The 16,683-nt window shown below is 70.7% G+C and carries 15 protein-coding genes; 7 read left to right on the top strand and 8 right to left on the bottom strand.

All coding sequences use genetic code 11. From position 1 onward, the window contains the following. Window positions 1-3 precede the first annotated feature (3 nt). Window positions 4-873, bottom strand: a complete 870-nt coding sequence (locus O7632_RS25465) for a glycosyltransferase family 2 protein (protein WP_278117860.1) — start codon at window positions 871-873, stop codon at window positions 4-6. Window positions 874-1,568: 695 nt separating this feature from the next. On the opposite strand from O7632_RS25465, the gene O7632_RS25460 reads away from it, so the two are divergent. Then, entirely contained in the window at window positions 1,569-3,416 is a 1,848-nt protein-coding gene (locus O7632_RS25460; protein ID WP_278117858.1) for a glycoside hydrolase family 6 protein, read from the top strand. A 133-nt stretch (window positions 3,417-3,549) separates the two neighbouring features. Here the strand turns inward: O7632_RS25460 and O7632_RS25455 are convergent, their stop codons facing one another. From O7632_RS25455 to O7632_RS25445, 3 genes are all read right to left on the bottom strand, one after another. Next, window positions 3,550-3,861, bottom strand: coding sequence for a hypothetical protein (locus O7632_RS25455; protein WP_278117856.1), 312 nt, complete (start codon window positions 3,859-3,861; stop codon window positions 3,550-3,552). 135 nt (window positions 3,862-3,996) lie between these two features. Beyond that, window positions 3,997-4,755 (bottom strand): hypothetical protein, encoded by a 759-nt coding sequence (locus tag O7632_RS25450; RefSeq protein WP_278117854.1) that lies wholly within the window; start codon window positions 4,753-4,755, stop codon window positions 3,997-3,999. A gap of 10 nt (window positions 4,756-4,765) precedes the next feature. Next, the gene (locus O7632_RS25445) at window positions 4,766-5,374 is read right to left on the bottom strand and encodes a hypothetical protein (RefSeq protein ID WP_278117852.1); all 609 of its coding nucleotides are present in this window, start codon (window positions 5,372-5,374) and stop codon (window positions 4,766-4,768) included. Window positions 5,375-5,704: 330 nt separating this feature from the next. Here O7632_RS25445 and O7632_RS25440 point away from each other — a divergent pair, with 330 nt between their 5' ends. Genes O7632_RS25440 through O7632_RS25425 form a run of 4 tightly spaced genes read left to right on the top strand, consistent with a single transcriptional unit; the run spans window position 5,705 to window position 9,662 of the window. Then, a complete protein-coding gene (locus tag O7632_RS25440) occupies window positions 5,705-8,278 on the top strand; it encodes a nitrate- and nitrite sensing domain-containing protein (protein ID WP_278117850.1) in 2,574 nt (857 codons plus the stop codon). 23 nt (window positions 8,279-8,301) lie between these two features. Next, on the top strand, window positions 8,302-8,700 hold the full coding sequence (locus O7632_RS25435; protein ID WP_278120378.1) for a roadblock/LC7 domain-containing protein: 399 nt from the start codon (window positions 8,302-8,304) through the stop codon (window positions 8,698-8,700). Then, on the top strand, window positions 8,690-9,079 hold the full coding sequence (locus O7632_RS25430; RefSeq protein ID WP_278117848.1) for a DUF742 domain-containing protein: 390 nt from the start codon (window positions 8,690-8,692) through the stop codon (window positions 9,077-9,079). Before O7632_RS25435 ends, O7632_RS25430 begins: the two co-directional genes overlap by 11 nt. After that, the gene (locus O7632_RS25425; protein WP_278117846.1) at window positions 9,060-9,662 is read left to right on the top strand and encodes an ATP/GTP-binding protein; all 603 of its coding nucleotides are present in this window, start codon (window positions 9,060-9,062) and stop codon (window positions 9,660-9,662) included. Before O7632_RS25430 ends, O7632_RS25425 begins: the two co-directional genes overlap by 20 nt. Window positions 9,663-9,739: 77 nt before the next feature. Here the strand turns inward: O7632_RS25425 and O7632_RS25420 are convergent, their stop codons facing one another. Genes O7632_RS25420 through O7632_RS25405 form a run of 4 tightly spaced genes read right to left on the bottom strand, consistent with a single transcriptional unit; the run spans window position 9,740 to window position 13,335 of the window. Then, window positions 9,740-10,369 carry an LUD domain-containing protein gene (locus O7632_RS25420; protein WP_278117844.1) on the bottom strand — a complete coding sequence of 210 codons (630 nt, stop codon included), beginning with the start codon at window positions 10,367-10,369 and terminating at the stop codon, window positions 9,740-9,742. Beyond that, on the bottom strand, window positions 10,366-11,943 hold the full coding sequence (locus O7632_RS25415) for a lactate utilization protein B (RefSeq protein WP_278117842.1): 1,578 nt from the start codon (window positions 11,941-11,943) through the stop codon (window positions 10,366-10,368). The genes O7632_RS25420 and O7632_RS25415 overlap by 4 nt, the downstream gene beginning before the upstream one ends. Then, window positions 11,940-12,674 carry a (Fe-S)-binding protein gene (locus O7632_RS25410; protein ID WP_278117840.1) on the bottom strand — a complete coding sequence of 245 codons (735 nt, stop codon included), beginning with the start codon at window positions 12,672-12,674 and terminating at the stop codon, window positions 11,940-11,942. Before O7632_RS25410 ends, O7632_RS25415 begins: the two co-directional genes overlap by 4 nt. 1 nt (window position 12,675) lies before the next feature. Continuing rightward, complete coding sequence (locus tag O7632_RS25405) at window positions 12,676-13,335, bottom strand: GntR family transcriptional regulator (RefSeq protein WP_278117838.1); 660 nt, start codon at window positions 13,333-13,335, stop codon at window positions 12,676-12,678. Between the two features lie 88 nt (window positions 13,336-13,423). Between O7632_RS25405 and O7632_RS25400 the strand changes: the two genes are divergently transcribed. Next, window positions 13,424-14,485: a lactonase family protein gene (locus tag O7632_RS25400; RefSeq protein ID WP_278117836.1), complete on the top strand. Its 1,062-nt coding sequence runs from the start codon at window positions 13,424-13,426 to the stop codon at window positions 14,483-14,485. A 251-nt stretch (window positions 14,486-14,736) separates the two neighbouring features. Next, a complete protein-coding gene (locus O7632_RS25395) occupies window positions 14,737-16,443 on the top strand; it encodes a substrate-binding domain-containing protein (protein ID WP_278117834.1) in 1,707 nt (568 codons plus the stop codon). Window positions 16,444-16,683: the final 240 nt, after the last annotated feature.

The following is a 16,683-nucleotide window of genomic DNA, read 5'->3' as shown; positions in this document are numbered from 1 at the left end:
CGGTCAGCCCTCCCTGATCACGGTCGCGGTCGGTACGGCGGCCTGCTGCCGCTGCTGTCGGCCCGGCCGCAGGCGGTGGTGCCCGAGGCCGCGGCCGAACTCGCTGAGGATGGTGCGCAGCACGCGGGTCCCGTCTCGTACGGTGTCGAGGTTGCTCTCGCCGTGGATGCGCAGGTGTTCCACGCTCGGCACTTCGGCGATCCGCAGCCCTTGGTCGGCGACCCGGATGTTGATCAGCGTTTCGATCTCGAACCCGTCGCCCCAGTGCTTGCGTCCGCCGGACAGTGCCGGTACGCCTGGATCAGGCAGGTCCAGGGCCGGTAGCACCCGGCGCCAGAACGCGTTGTAGCCGTAGCAGAGGTCGGTGAAGCGGGTGCCGAAGAGCAGGTTGACGATTCCGTTGAGGCCCTCGTTGCCGAGTCGCCGCAGCGGGGTGATGTCGTGGCTGTCGCCGCCGGCTCGAAACCGCGAGCCCTTGGCGAAGTCCGCCCCGGCCAGCAGCGCGGCGACGAAGTCGGGGATCTCGGCCGGGTCGGTGGACCCGTCCGCGTCGATCATCACCACGATGTCCCCGGTGGCTGCGGCGAATCCGCAGGCCAGCGCGTTGCCCTTGCCGGTACGGGTCTGCTCGACGACCCTGACGTCGGGTCGGAGTCGGCGGGCCACCTGGACGGTACGGTCGACGGAGCCGCCGTCGACGAGGATCACCTCCGCGATGTCGGCGGGCAGCCGGCCGAAGACGTGCGGTAGGTTCCGTTCCTCGTTGAGCGCGGGGATCACCACGGTGACGGCGGGTGACCGTGCGGGGATGGTCTCGGCCGCTGGCGTCTCGACCACTGGCGCGGCGGACAGGGGGGTGGCGGTGACGGACATGCCGTTCCTCCGGGGGTGACGGTGCGGGGACGGATGGTGGCACGGGGCCGTTCGCGCGCCGCCGGACTGGTCTAGCGGTCCATCACGCATCGTCAACAACCAGATATGACGGTTATTTCGGGCAAAGGCGGATTGAGTGGCGTGGGTCACCGTGGTGTGGGAGGGGTGCGACGGCGATCCCGGCCCGGCGTCCGCCGGGCGGCGGGTCGCGGGCGGCGTACGGCGATGCCCCGGCCCGGAGCGCGGTGGTGAGGCGCTGGTGAGGGCGATCTGCGTCTGTGGGCACGCCCGCGCGGCCCACCTGCATCACCGGCGCGGTACGGACTGCGCGTCGTGCGGTCCGGACGGCTGCGCCCGGTTTCGTCGACGCGGTTGGTGGCCTCTCGGATGGCGGCTGCGCTACCGACCCTGACCTGCCCGGTTCGGCTCTTCGCGACCGTCCTGGTCGACTCCGCCTGGTCACTGGCAGGTTTCCGGATGGTTGCGGTGGGAGCGTTCCCATGACATGATGATGATCGATTGGCGCTGCGGAGCCAGCCAAGCACACCAGGTCGCCGAGGGCAACCGGACACGTCCGGACCGGCGATCGCGTCGCACCGGTCGTCGTTACCTGACGGCGGGTGGCGCACCGACCTCACCACGGTCCCGGCAGTTGATGTCGGTGACCAGAAATTGTCGCGAGGAGAAAACTCCGCATGAATCTGAACCCACTACGCGGCGCTGGGCGCTCGCGGATGCGTCGCGGCCTGTCCGCCGCCGCCGCGGTCGTACTCGGCTCTGGCGTGCTAGTCGTCGCGGCCACCCAGGCCAGCGCCGCAGCCGGGTGTCGCGTCACCTACACGGTCAACCAGTGGAACACCGGCTTCACCGCCAACCTCACGGTCACCAACCTCGGTGACGCGCTCAACGGGTGGAACCTGGAGTGGGACTACTCCGGCAACCAGCGCATCACGCAAGCCTGGAACAGCGAGTTCACTCAGAGCGGCACCCGGGTGACCTTGCGGAACGCGGCCTGGAACGGGTCGCTCGGCACCAACGCCACCGTGAACCCCGGTTTCAACGCGAGCTACTCCGGTACCAACACCGCCCCGACGGTGTTCCGGCTCAACGGGGTCGCCTGCACCGGCCAGATCGTCGGCACCACCCCGCCGGCGACCACGGCTCCGCCGACCACCGCGCCGCCGACCACCGCGCCGCCGACGACGGCGCCGCCGACGACGGCGCCGCCGACGACGGCGCCGCCGACGACGGCGCCTCCGACGTCGCCGCCTCCGACGGGTGGTCCGCGGGTGGACAACCCGTATGTGGGTGCGGATGTGTACGTGAATCCGATCTGGAGTGCGAACGCGGCGGCGGAGCCGGGTGGTAGCCGGATCGCGGACGAGCCGACCGGTGTGTGGTTGGACCGGACGAGCGCTATCTATGGCAACAACAGTCCGACGACGGGTGACATGGGTCTGGCGGATCACCTCGACGAGGCGGTGCGGCAGGACGCGGCGAACGGTGGTCGGCCGTTGGTGTTCCAGGTGGTGATCTACAACCTGCCGGGTCGTGACTGTGCGGCGTTGGCGTCCAACGGTGAGCTCGGTCCGGAGGAGATCGACGTCTATCGGACGGAGTACATCGATCCGATCGCGGAGATCGTGGCGCGGCCGGCGTACGCGGCTCTGCGGATCGTCGCGGTGATCGAGATCGATTCGTTGCCGAACCTGGTGACGAATGTGGGTAGTCGGCCGACGGCTACTCCTGAGTGTGACGTGATGTTGGCCAACGGTAACTACGTCAGTGGTGTGGGGTACGCGGTCGCTCAGCTCGGTGATGTGCCGAATGTGTACAACTACATCGACGCCGGGCACCACGGCTGGATCGGTTGGGACGACAACTTCGGTCCGTCGGCGCAGCTCATCGCGCAGGCCGCCAACGCGTCCGGGGCGTCGCCGTCGGATGTGCACGGGTTCATCACGAACACGGCGAACTACTCGGCGTTGCGGGAGCCGTACATCACGGTGGACTCGACGACGCGTCCGTCGACGTGGATCGACTGGAACATGTACAACGACGAGTTGTCGTTCGCGCAGGCGTTCCGGCAGCGGTTGGTGCAGGCCGGGTTCAACTCGAACATCGGGATGTTGATCGACACGTCGCGTAACGGGTGGGGTGGGCCGGACCGGCCGACCGGTCCGAGCAGCGCCGGGGACGTGAACACCCGGGTGGACGAGTCGCGGATCGACCGTCGGTTCCAGAAGGGCAACTGGTGTAACCAGTCCGGTGCCGGTCTGGGTGAGCGGCCGACCGCCGCGCCGGCCAGTGGTATCGACGCGTACGTGTGGATCAAGCCGCCGGGTGAGTCGGATGGTTCGAGCTCGGAGATCCCGAACGACGAGGGTAAGGGCTTCGACCGGATGTGCGACCCGACGTACACGGGTAACCCGCGGAACAACAACAACATGAGTGGTGCGTTGCCGAACGCGCCGGTTTCTGGTCACTGGTTCTCGGCGCAGTTCCGTGAGCTGATGGCCAACGCGTACCCACCGCTGTCCTGAACAGGGCTGAGTCCGCGACAGCCGCCTGACCAAGGCTGATTCGCACCACCAGCGGGGCCCGATGCCGACGTCCGAGTCGCATCGGGCCCCGCGCCGTTCCGTCGATCAGCGGAGCAGGTGGCGTGGACCCCGATCAGGGAACGGTGCGTTCGATCGCCGCTGGACCGTCGTGTTCGAGTTCTCGGCGCGCCCGGTCGACCTGATCCGCCGTGGCGTCGCCGCCCTTGGCGATCGACAGGTCCTCCGGATCCCACGGCTGGTCGGCACCGGTGCGAATCTGTGGCGGGCCGCCTGCCTCGGCGGGCTGCCGGAAGGCAGGGGCATCGGGTTCCTCGTCCGGCGTGGTCACCAGCGACGGCACCGTGGTGTCGTCCTGAACCGCCGCCGCCACCTCGGGCGTCTCCTCCAGTGGCGGCTGCCCGAGCGCGCTATCCCGGTCCGTCATCGTCGGTCCTCCCGTCGGTGGTCGCTCCCGGCGGCGTACCCGGCGGTGATCCGGATATGCGCCGGACAGCCGTCGGCCCTCGACGCCGGTGCGTCGAGGGCCGGGTGTCCGACAGGTCGAGCAGCGCGATCGGCGCTAGATCGCCAACAGCCGGTCGAGCAGGTCTCGGTATCGCCGGACCACCAGACGCAGCTGCTCGGTGTCGTCCGGGCTGGTGCCGGTCCATCCGTTCAGATCGTCGCGGTGGGCGGTGAGGGCGGCGGTGAGCGCCTCGACCGCCTCGGCCGTGAGTGCCTGGGCCTCACCCGCCGCCGCGTGGGGATCGTCGACGAAGCGCAACTGGACATCCCGCCAGCGGTCCCGGAAGGCGTCGGCCTCGTCGCTGGCGAGGAAGCTGGCCGGCGTCTCGACCGCGACGTCGGTCGGCATGTCCGTCGGCAGGTGGCCGACCACCGGAGCGGTGCGGCCGTCGTCGGCTGTCTCCTCGTCACCGATGTCGGCGTTGGTGTCGGCGTCGGCGACCGCCGGTACGGCACGGCTGTCGTCCGGCAGCGGTCCGTCTCCGTCTCGTACGGTGTCCTCGTCGCGTGGATCGCGCGGCTCGTGCAGTCGCTCGGGGCCGGCCATCGCCGAGGCGGCGACCGCACCGCCGACGGTGGCCGCGCCGAACGCCGTCGGCTGTTCGATCGGCTCACGATGCACCGGTTGGTGCGGATCCGGCTCGACCACGCCCGACACGACCTGCGTCCGGTCCGGGTCGTGCTCGTCGTCGTAGCCGTTCCGCCGGTCGGGATCGTGCTGGTCGGGATTGTGCTGGTCGGGCTGGTCGGGATCGTGCTGGTGGTAGGTGACGACCTCGGTCCGGTCGTCGTGCAGCTGGTCGGGGCGGGCCATGATGGTCTCCTCAGCGGGTCGATGCCTCAGCGGTTGCCTCGGTTCGTGCTTCGGCCGCGGTGCTGGTCGGGGTCGGCTCCGTGCGGACCGGATCCTCGCCGAGCAGGTCGGCGAAGAGCGCGCGATAGCGAACGACCGCTTGGCGCAACTGTTCGGTGCTCGCCTCGCCGCGTTCGTTGGCCAGGTGGATCTCGTGGGCCTCGCGGTACGCGCCCAGGGTGCGGGCGTGCTCGACGGAAAGGTGGGCAATCTGCTCGTCGTAGTTCCCGGTCGGGTAGCCGCGTTCGGCCACCAGCCGGGTGAGCAGTTCGTCCGCGTTGCCGACGGCGGCTGACGGCGCGTCGACGAACTGGGCCTGGACCTCTTCCCACGCGGCCGAGTACCGGGCCCGGGACTCCGGACCGAGCGGGGTCAAGGTCAGCTCGGCGTGGCGGCGTTCCCGCTCCCGCAACTCCCGTTCGGCTGCGCCTCGATTGTCCTGTTCGGCTACGGCGCGGTCGTATTCGGGACCGAACGTGCGGCGAAGGTTGTGGCGGCGCGCGAGGGTCCAGATCACGACGGCCGCCGCGACGACGACGAGCACGACGACGATGGTGACGACGATCTCGGTGGGCGACATGGCGTTCCTCCTTCTCACCCTGGTATTCCCGCCGCGACGTGGTCCTCAATCCAGGTTCGTCACACTTCTTGGCGACGACGGGCGGCAGACCTGACCCATCGGCAGGCAGACGTGACCCACTCCAGATCTCGGGCCGCTCCGCCCGTACCTGTCTGGTGGTGTCCGGTACGGAGTGTGCCCACAATCGACCGCTGGGTATCTCTGGTAGTGCCTGAGCCGTTAATTACGTATCCTTCCGGAGGCGCGGACGCCGCCTGACCGTCGGCTCACGCCGACGATCGGGCCGGCTGCCGCTGTCAGTCCTGCCACATACCGCGCCGGCGAGGTCTGATGAATACCCGCAACTGGTCGATCCGCTCGAAGATCGTTGCGCTGGTCGCTGTGCCGATCGCCGCGTTGCTCGTCCTCTGGATCTTCGCCACCACGCTGACCGTCGGTCCGGCGCTGAGCCTGCTCGGCGCGCAGACCCTGCTCGACGACGTCGGCCGGCCAGGCGAAGCCGTGATCGCCGAAATCCAGCGCGAACGCCGGATCTCTGTGGTGTATCTCTCCCGGCCGGCGCGAGAGCAGGGGAGCCGCGCCGGCGACCTGGCGGCGCTGCGCACTCAGTGGGAGGCCACCGATTCCGCCGTCGCGGAGTTCCGGCGCCGAGCGGCCCCGGACCCCGACGCCACCGACCCGTCGGTACTCGACACCCGGATCGAGCAGACCCTGGCCGAACTGGAGATCCTGCCGACCGGCCGCGGCTTCGTGGAACGCCGTGAGATGGACGCCGCCGGAGCCCTCGGCATGTACAGCGGCTTGGCCGACACCGCGTTCCGGATGTTCGGGGCGCTGGCCGACCTGCCGGACAACGAGCTCAACCGGCAGGCCCGAGCCCTGACCGACATCGGTCTGGCCCGGGAGATCCTGGGCCGGTCGGACGCCCTGCTCGCCGGTGCGTTCGCGGCGGAGGAGTTCACCACCACGCAGCACCGTCAGCTCGCGCAGATCGTCGCCACCCAGCGATTCCTGTTCGACCGGGCGGTAGCGGAACTGCCGGCTTCCGACAGCGGCGGCTTTCACCGGCTGGCCGGTGGCGCGGAGTTCACCGCGTTGCGCCGGATGCAGGAGACGCTGCTCGACGCCGGTGCCGGCACCGATGGTCTGCCGATCGACGAGTCTCGCTGGCGGACCAACTACGAGTCCGTACAGCAGCAGTTGCGCGACTTCGAGCTTCTCGCCGCGGACGCCCTCGCCGAGCGCACCATGCCGACCGCCATCGCCATCCTGGCCAGACTCGCCGCCGCCGGGCTGATCGGTCTCGGTGCGGTGATCGCGTCGCTGGTCATCTCGCTGCGGGTCGGTCGGTCGTTGATCCATCGACTGACCGGCCTGCGGGCCACCGCGCTGGAACTCGCCGGCGAACGGCTGCCCGGCGTGGTGGCCCGACTGCGTCGAGGCGAGGACGTCGACGTCGCGGCCGAGGCGCCACCCCTGGAGTACGGCGCCGACGAGATCGGCCAGGTCGGGCACGCCTTCAGTGAGGTGCAGCGGACGGCGGTCCGGTCGGCGGTCGAGGAAGCGGCCCTGCGGCGCGGGCTCAACGAGACCTTCCTCAACATCGCCCGGCGTAGCCAGGCCCTGCTCCACCGGCAGCTGGCCGTCCTCGACCGGATGGAACGGCGCAGCACCGACCCGGAGGAGCTGGAAGACCTCTTCCGGGTCGACCACATGGCCACCCGGATGCGTCGCCACGCCGAGGACCTCGTCATTCTCGCTGGCGCCACCCCGGGCCGGGGCTGGCGCAACCCGGTACCGGTCGTGGACGTCATCCGGGGAGCGGTTTCGGAGATCGAGGACTACGCCCGGGTGCACGTCACGACGGTCGAGTCGGCGGCGGTCGCCGGGCGGGCCGTCGGCGACGTGATCCATCTGCTCGCCGAGCTGATCGAGAACGCGGCGTCGTTCTCCCCGCCGCAGACCAAGGTCACCGTCATCGGCCAGTCGGTGCCGCACGGGTACGCCATCGAAGTGGAGGACCGTGGCCTCGGGATGAACCCGGAGGCGGTGGAGGAGGCGAACCAGCGACTTGCCCAGCCAGCGGACTTCGACCCGCACAACAGCGCCCGGCTGGGTCTGTTCGTCGTGGCGCAACTCGGCGCCCGCCACGGCGTACGGGTCAACCTGCGGCCGTCGCCGTACGGCGGGATCACCGCCGTCGCGCTGATCCCGGCGGAGCTGATCTCACCAGAGTCCGAGGTGCTGGCGCTGCCGTCGGGACGACCACCGACCGCGTTGACCGCCGTCGCGCCCACCCCGAGCGGGCGTACGGATGGACCGGGTGGCGATCCTGGCGCCACCGATCCGTCCCGTACCGAGCTGTTCGCCGCCCCCTCGACGGTGACCACGACTCCGGCGTCAGGCACACCGGTCGTCCCTGCGGTGCCGGGGATGTCGACGGCCCCGGTCTCAGCGGCACCAGCGGCACCGACCGCACCGCCGGCACGAGCCACGCAGGCCGCACCGGCGGCACCCGCCGGTGCGCAACTGCCGGCCCGTCGCCGGCCCACCACGTTGCCGACGCGACCGACCGGGCCGGCGGAGACCACCGAGGACGGGCTACCGCGTCGGGTCCGGCAGTCCAGCCTGGCACCCCAGCTGCGGCAGGCGCCGGAGCAGTCCGCTGTCGCCCGGCAGCCGGGCCGTGAGGCACCGCAGCGGTCACCACAGGAGGTACGGGCGTTGATGTCCGCGCTGCAAGCCGGGACCGCCCGTGGGCGCCGCGCAGCCGAGGTCACCGGGGAAACCACCCCCGTTTCCCCCGCCGGGGAGGTGCCGCCGGCCCGTGGTACCGCCACCCCGCCGCCGAGTGCCGTGCTACCGCCCCCGGTGGCGACGGACGAGTCCGAGAGGGAGCTGTAGCAGTGCACACGACACGGCATGCGATGAACCTCGACTGGTTGCTCGACGACCTCGTCGAGCGGGTCCCCGCCGCCCAGCAGGCGGTGGTGCTCTCCGCCGATGGTCTGCTGATGGGCTCGTCCCGAGGCCTGACCAAAGAGGGCGCCGAGCACATGTCGGCGATGGCCGCCGGTTTTCAGAGTCTGGCCAAGGGCGCCAGTCGCCACTTCGGGTCCGGTCCGGTCCGGCAGACCGTGGTCGAGATGGAGTCGGCGTACCTGTTCGTCACCGCAGCCGGACACGGCGCGTGCCTGGCGGTGCTCAGCGCCGCCGACGCGGACATCGGTCTCATCGCGTACGAGATGGCGATGCTGGTCACCCGGGTGGGTCAGAACCTCAGCGCCTCCGCCCGCCCGCCCGCGGCGTCATCCGATGCGGGGTGACACGGACGGGCCGCACCACGACTGGCTGGACTCCGACGCCGGTCCGGTGGTCCGCCCGTACACGGTGACCGGTGGTCGGGTTCGCCCGACCGGCACCACCTTCGATCTGCTGGCCTTCGTGGTCGCCGGTCAGCCGGAGGCGGCCGACGGACTCGCCTACCTGCAGCCGGAACATCGCCGGATCCTCGGCCTCGCCCAGCAGCCGGTCTCGGTGGCGGACCTCGCCGCCGACCTGGACCTGGCGCTGGGCGTGGTCCGAGTGCTGCTCGGCGACCTGCTCTCGGCCGGGCTGATCGCCCTTTACGAACCCCCGGCCTCGGCCAATCACCCCCACGACGACATCCTCAAGGCGGTGGTCAATGGACTCCGTGCGCTCTGACCGTTTCCAGCCGAGGCGGCGAATCCCGCTGGCGCTGAAGATCCTCATCGCCGGCGGGTTCGGGGTCGGCAAGACCACCCTCGTCGGCGCGATCAGCGAGATCCGGCCGTTGCAGACCGAGGAGGTGTTGACCAGTGCCAGCCTGGGCACCGACGACACCTCTGGGGTGGAGGCCAAGCGCACCACGACGGTCGCCATGGACTTCGGTCGGATCACCATCAACGAAGACCTGCAGGTCTACCTGTTCGGCACCCCGGGCCAGGACCGCTTCTGGTTTCTCTGGGACGAGCTGGCGTTCGGCGCGCTCGGCGCGGTGGTGCTGGCCGACACCCGCCGGCTGGCCGACTGCTTCCCGTCGGTCGACTACTTCGAGCAGCGGGGCACCCCGTTCGTCGTCGGGGTCAACTGCTTCGAAGGTGCCCAGCACTTCAGTCCCGACTCGGTACGCCAGGCGCTCGATCTCGACCCGGATGTCCCGGTCGTGCTCTGCGACGCGCGTAATCGCCACTCGGGTAAGCAGGTACTGATCGAGTTGGTGGAGCATGTCGCGTACCGGCGCGGTCAACCGGTCCCGACCGGCTGACCGGGCGCGGTCCGCGTCGGTCCGCGTCGGCCCGCGTCGGCCCGACGAGCAGGATCAGGCCGACTCGACAACCAGGATCAGGCCGACTCGACGATGATCACGTCGAGTCGGCGCGGCCCGTGGACGCCTTCCACCCGGTTCAGTTCGATGTCGCTGGTGGCGGAAGGGCCGGAGATCAGGGTCAGCGGCCGGGTCGGATCGGTGATCCGGGCCAACGCCTCGGGAAGTCCGGTCACCACCTGGTCGGCGCCGACCACGCAGACGTGATGGTCGGGGACCAGGGTGAGCCGGCGTGGACCCTGCGTCGGCCCGGCGTCGAGGATCACCGTCCCGGTCTGGCCGACCGCGACGGCGCAGCCGGTCACGACAGCCAGCCCTGGGCGGTCCAGTTCGGTGACCGTCAGTGGGACCGGGGCGTCGTCGCGCCGTACCTCGCCGGTGTAGTCGGTGAGCCAACCGGTCGGCAGATCGGCCGGTGCCGCGATCCGGGGAACGTCGGCCAGCACGGTGGCGAGTACCGGGGCCAGCTCGGCGCGGCCGCACCGGCGCACCGTCGCGCGGTAGTCGACCAGCCGATCGACCAGCAACGCGACCGGATCCGCGCCGCTGGCGGCACTGGCCGTCAGGTAGTCGCGGGGGACCGGCACCGGCCGCTGGTCGCGGACCGCCCGTAGCCGGCTCAGGATCTCGTCGCGCGCCTCGCTCATCGCGGTACCTTCCCGCCGTCGTCCGGTGGTGCCGCGTCGTCCGGTGGTGCCGCGTCGTCCGGTGGTGCCGCGTCGTCCGGTGGTGCCGGCGGGCGGCTGCCGTCGTCTGGTGGTGTCGGCTGCTGGTCTTGGGGCGGCCGGCTCAGCCACCAGTCCCGGAAGCTCTGCCGGGCTGGCAGCGGGGCGTCCCGGCTGGCGGTCCAGGCGTCCAGCGGCCAGGGCAGCCGACGGATCGCCGTGCGTCGACCGCCGGCCAGGCGTAGCGGCGCGCCGATCCGCCGGGCCGCCCGCAGCGCGGCTGTGTAGCGGCGCCGGTCCCGCAGCACCCAGGACATGGCCCGCATCGCGGTGCGTCGCGCCGAGGGCCGGCTCCGTACGGCGTCCACGCCCCGCTGGCGCAGGTGCACCAGCACCTCGGGAATGTCGATGCGGACCGGGCAGGCGTCGAAGCAGGCCCCGCAGAGGGTCGACGCGTACGGCAGGGTCCGGTTGGCCCCGGCGTCGGGGCCGGTGAGCTGCGGGGACAGGATCGCCCCGATCGGGCCGGGGTAGACCGACCCGTACGCGTGGCCGCCGACCCGTTCGTAGACCGGGCACACGTTGAGGCACGCGGAGCAGCGGATGCAGCGCAAGGCCTGACGGCCGACCGGGTCGGCCAGGGTGTCGGCGCGGCCGTTGTCGAGCAGCACGACGTGCACCTCACGCGGCCCGTCGCCGGGGGTCACCCCGGTCCACATCGAGGTGTACGGGTTCATCCGTTCGCCGGTCGACGAGCGTGGCAGCAGTTGGAGGAACACCTCCAGGTCTCGGAAGGTGGGCACGATCTTCTCGACGCCGACCACCGAGATCAGGGTCTGCGGCAAGGTCAGACACATCCGGCCGTTGCCTTCGGATTCGACCACCACCAGGGTGCCGGTCTCGGCGACGGCGAAGTTCGCCCCGGAGATCGCCACCGTGGCGGAGAGGAACCGTTGCCGCAGGTGCCGGCGGGCCGCTTCGGCCAAGGCCGGCGGGTCGTCGGTGAGGGTGGACGGGTCGATTCCGGGCATCCGTCGGGCGAAGATGTCCCGGATCTGGCTGCGGTTGTAGTGGATGGCCGGCACCAGGATGTGCGACGGGGTGTCGTCGGCCAGCTGCACGATGAGCTCGGCGAGGTCGGTCTCGACCGCCTCGACGCCGGCTGCGGCCAGTGCTTCGTTGAGCCCGATCTCCTGGGTCGCCATCGACTTGACCTTGACCACCTGGTCGGCACCGGCCCGCCGGACCAGTTCGGTCACCACCTGGTTGGCCTCGGTCGCGTCCCGGGCCCAGTGCACCCGCGCGCCGGCGGTGGTGGCGGCGGCCTCGAAGCGTTCCAACAGTTCGGGCAGTCGGGCCAGCACGTCGTCCTTGATCGCCGCCCCGGCGGCCCGCAGCGCTTCCCAGTCCGGCACCTCCGCGACGACCCGTTCCCGCTTGTCGCGGATGGTACGGGTGGCGCGGTGCAGGTTCGCCCGGAGTTGGGCGTCGTCGAGTTCGCGGGCGGCTGCGGTGGGGAACGGTAGCCGCGTCACGATGTTGCCGGTTCCGGTCATGGCCCCTCCGTGGCGGTGCTGTCCAGGATCTGCGCGTAGTGGACGACCTGGACCGGGGAGCCTCGACGGGACAGTCCGCCGCCGATGTGCGCCAGGCAGGAGTTGTCGGCTGCGGCCAGATATCGGGCGCCGGTGTCGGTGACGGCCTGGCACTTGTCGGCCGTCATCGCCGCCGACACCGCCGCGTTGGTCACCGCGAAGGTCCCGCCGAATCCGCAGCACTCTCGCTGGTCGGGCAGCTCGATCAGGTCGAGTCCGCGGACCGCGCGCAGCAGCCGCAGCGGGCGGTCGCCGAGCCGCAGCATCCGCATCCCGTGACAGGTCGGGTGGTAGGTGACCTGGTGTGGGAAGTACGCCCCGACGTCGGTCACCCCGAGCACGTCGACCAGCAGCTCGGACAGCTCGTACACCCGGGGTGTCAGCCGGCGCACGGCGGTGGCCAGCGCCGCGTCGCCGGCCGCCAGTCGCGGGTACGTCTCCCGGACCATCGCCACACAGGAGCCGGAGGGCGCCACCACCACCGGGTGGTCCTCGAACGCCTCGACGAAGGCGCGGACCAGGGGCATCGCCTCGGTACGGTAGCCGCTGTTGCCGTGCATCTGGCCGCAGCAGGTCTGCCCGAGCGGGAACTCGACGGTGTGCCCCAGCCGTTCCAGCAGGCGGACCACGGCCTGCCCGGTGCCGGGGAAGAGCAGGTCGTTGACGCAGGTCACGAAGAGAGCGATCCGCATGTCACGCCTGCCGGAAGTGGGGCAGGTGGCGGGCCCGGGCGGCGAGCAGGTGGTCGCGTACCGCGTCGGCCGCCCGGTCCGGGTCGCCGGCGGCGACGGCGTCGACGATCCGGTGGTGTTCGGCTTCGCTGGTCTGGTAGTGGGTGGTGGGGAAATGCAGCCGGAACAGGTGCAGGTGCGGGCGGAGCCGGACGACCGCGTCGTGCAGCATCCGGTTGCCGGATTCCTCGGCCAGCAGGTGGTGGAACCGGGCATCCTGGGCGGTGAAGGCGGCGATGCTCGCGTACCCCTGGGTGTCCGGCACCGGGCCGGGCAGGTCGGCCGCGTCGCGCAGCCGGTCGATGTCGATCTCGCGGCGCCGGTCGGCGGCCCGGCGCGCGGCGGCGCTCTCCAGGATCAGCCGCATGTCGACGAGTTCGTCGAACTCGTCGCGGGTAAGCAGTCCGGTGGCGGTGTAGCCGACCAGCGGACGTTTGCGGACCAGGCCGTCGGCTTCGAGGCGGGCGAGGGCCTCCCGGACCGGGGTGGGGGAGACCCGCAGTTCGCGGGCGAGGGCGTCGATGTTGATCCGGGCGCCGGGCGCGACGACGTGATCCATCACCTGGGCACGGACGGCTTCGTACACCTCGTCGGTGAGGGTGAGTCGACGGGCGGGCCGCACGCGTACTCCTCGTGGTTGGCCGGCAACCAGCCGGGGTAGATCAAAGATCCTATAGGATCGTCGGCGGGTGGAGAAGAGAGGAATTCGGGTGAACGTGGATCGATCATCGTCGGTGACGACCGTCTACCTCGGCTGCTACACGGCCGACGGTGACGGGCGCGGCGCCGGCATCATGCGGGCCCGCCGGGATCCGGCGACCGGATGGCTGGAGCCGCCGACCGTGGTGGCGCGGACGGCGTCCCCGTCGTTTCTCGCCCGCCACCCACGCCAACGGGTCCTGTACGCCGTCAGCGAGGTCGAGCAGGGCGCGGTGGGAGCCTGGTCCGTGGACGACGAGGGCGAACTGCATCCGCTCGGTAGCCAGGACACCGGCGGGTCGAGCCCGTGCCACCTGGCGGTCGCCGGCACCGGGGGCCATCTGGTCAGCGCCAACTACGGCAGCGGCGGCGTCGCGGTGCATCCGCTGACCGACACCGGAGCCGTCGAGCCCCGTAGCGACCTGCGGCAGCACACCGGCTCCGGGCCTGACTCCGGACGGCAGGAGGGGCCGCACGCGCACATGGTGTCGCCGGATCCGGGAGGACCGGGACTGTACGTCGTGGACCTGGGAGCGGATGCCGTGCACCGCTACCTGCTCGATCCGGCCACCGGCACGCTGGCGGAACCCGACCCGGCGTCGCCTACCCGGCCTGGCGGTGGCCCACGCCACCTCGCCCGGCACCCGGCCGGCGGGCACGCCTACCTGGTCGGCGAGTTGGACGCGTCGGTCACGGCGTACGAGATCGACGGGACCGGCGGCCTGGTCGAGCGCGAGCGGGTCGCGGCGAGCGCCGAGCATGGGCCGGTGCAGCCTTCGGAGATCGCGGTACGGCCGGACGGGCGTTTCCTGTACGTGGCAAACCGTGGCGTCGACACGATCGCGGTGTTCGATCTCGCCGACGCCGCCGCCCCTCGGTACGTGGCCGAGGTGTCCACCGGTGGTCGGTGGCCCCGGCATTTCGCTGTGATCGGGCCGCACCTCTATGTAGCTAACGAGCGTTCAGATTCGATTGGCGTCTATGTGATTGACGATTCCAGTGGTGTTCCGGTTGCGCTCGGTGATTCGGTGCCGGTCCTGACCCCCACGTGCGTGTTGCCTGTTCCCTGGTGACCCAAGGTCGATCGGGTGGTGCGCCACCGGCCGGGTGTTTCTGGAGGTCATGGCCGAGTTGCCGGTTTCGCGGCACTAACGGAAGTGGCGTCACTACCGCAAGTCACTAAACGGTCCGCCAGTGTTTCTGCTCCGTAACTATCGTCCGAACGTACCTACCACCCTGGCCTGCGGATCCGGAGTATGGGACCGTGCCAGGCCGCCATCGGATGCGAAGTAAGGTCAGCGGAACAGGCGCCATCGCGGCCGTGATGGCGCTTGTCGTCGTTGCCGCCGGAGGATGGCTGGGCTATCAGCGATTCGCCGGATCGTCGTGCTCTGGTGAACTGCCCCTGACGCTGTCCGCCGCGCCCGAGGTCGCGCCGGCCCTGCGGGCCGCCGCCGACCAGTGGCGTACCGACGGCGGTGCGGTCGGTGACACCTGCGTGGCGATCGAGATCACCGCCACCGATCCGGTCGACGTCGCGGCCGTGGTCGCCGGTCAGCACGGCGTCGCCCTGGCCGGCGTCGGGCAAGCCAGCGGTACGGCGGTCGCGCCCGACGTGTGGGTGCCGGACTCGTCCACCTGGCTGCTGCGGCTCGGCTCGTTGGCTCCGGGATTCACCCCCGCCAACACCGAGTCGGTGGCGCGCAGCCCCGTCGTGGTCGCCATGCCGGAGCCGCTGGCCGCCGGTCTCGGCTGGCCCAACCAGCAGCTCACCTGGACCGATCTGTTGCAGCAGATCACCACCGGCACCGACCTGCGGACCGGGATCGTCGAACCCACCCGGGACGCCGCCGGGCTCGCCGGTCTGCTCGCGCTCGCCGCGGCCGCCGGTGAGGCGGGGGAGAACGCGCAGCAGGCGACCACCGCCGCGCTGCGGACCCTCGCCACCGGCCGGTCCGCGCTCCGCGACGACCTGCTGGCCCGCTTCCCCCGGTCGGCCGATCCGGCCTCGATCGCCTCCTCGCTCGGTGCCGCCGCGCTGTCCGAGGAGGACGTCATCGAGTACAACGCGACCCAGCCACCTATCGCGCTGGCCGCGCTCTACCTGGACCCGGCGCCGATGTCGCTCGACTACCCGTACGCGGTGCTGCCCGGCGCCGACCCGGCGACCGCCGCCGCCGCGTCCGGCTTCTTCGACGTCCTGCGCGGTGCCCTGTTCCGCGACCGCCTCGGCGACCAGGGTCTGCGGTCGCCGGACGGCACCTGGGGCGCCGGATTCGTCGCGCCCCAGGGAGCGCCGAGCCCGGCCGGAACGGCCCCGGTCACGACCGCGCCTGGCGATGCTGGCGGTACGGCGGCGGGTGGGCTCGACCCGGTGGTGATCGACCGGGCGCTCGCCACCTGGACCGCGGTGACCCTGCCCGCCCGGATGTTGGCGGTGATCGACGTCTCGGGTTCGATGCTGCAGCCCGTACCGACGGCCAACGACGCCAGCCGGGCCGACGTGACCAGGGAAGCCGCCCGCCGGGGCATGGCGCTGTTCGACGACTCCTGGGCGCTCGGGCTGTGGATCTTCTCCACCGAGCTGCAGGGCACCCAGGACTGGCGGGAGCTGGTGCCGATCGGGCCGTTGAGCAGCCAGCGGGCCGTTCTCGAGGCAGCCCTGCCGCAGGTCGTGCCGAAGCGCAACGGCAACACCGGCTTGTTCGACACCACCCTCGCCGCGTACCTCGCGGTGCAGGAAGACTGGGCACCCGGGCGTGTCAACTCGGTGGTGGTTTTCACTGATGGTAGGAACGAGGACGACAACGGGTTGACCAGGGATCAGCTGCTCGCACAGTTGGCCGACGCGGCCGACCCGCAGCGACCGATCCAGGTCATCTTCATCGGAATCGGCGACGAGGTCAGTCAGGAGGAACTGGAGTCGATCACCAATACCACGGGTGGAGGTGTCTTCGTGACGGAGGATCCGGCCAACATCGGCGACATCCTCCTCAAGGCGATCGCGCTTCGGCCGACTGTGGTCCGCTGATCGTCGACATGACACTCCGCTGACTAGACAATCGGGAGACCAAGTGGGCGATTTGATGAACTTCCTCCCAATTGATTCTCACTCAGGGTTGTGAAGTGGCTCCATATTGTACTTCTGATGTGGAGATCAACTGGTCTTGTGACAGTAATCTGTCGCTAGCTTCGGCCGTACCATCAGGTGCGCCAAGATATCGGGGTGCCCTGGCACCGCCGGTACCAACGACGGGCCAGCCAGGTGCCC

It is taken from the genome of Solwaraspora sp. WMMD406 (genome assembly GCF_029626025.1).
Classification (GTDB): Bacteria; Actinomycetota; Actinomycetes; order Mycobacteriales; family Micromonosporaceae; genus Micromonospora_E.
The sequence above is the reverse complement of the archived record's forward strand: the minus strand, read 5'-3'. Positions and strand labels throughout refer to the sequence as shown.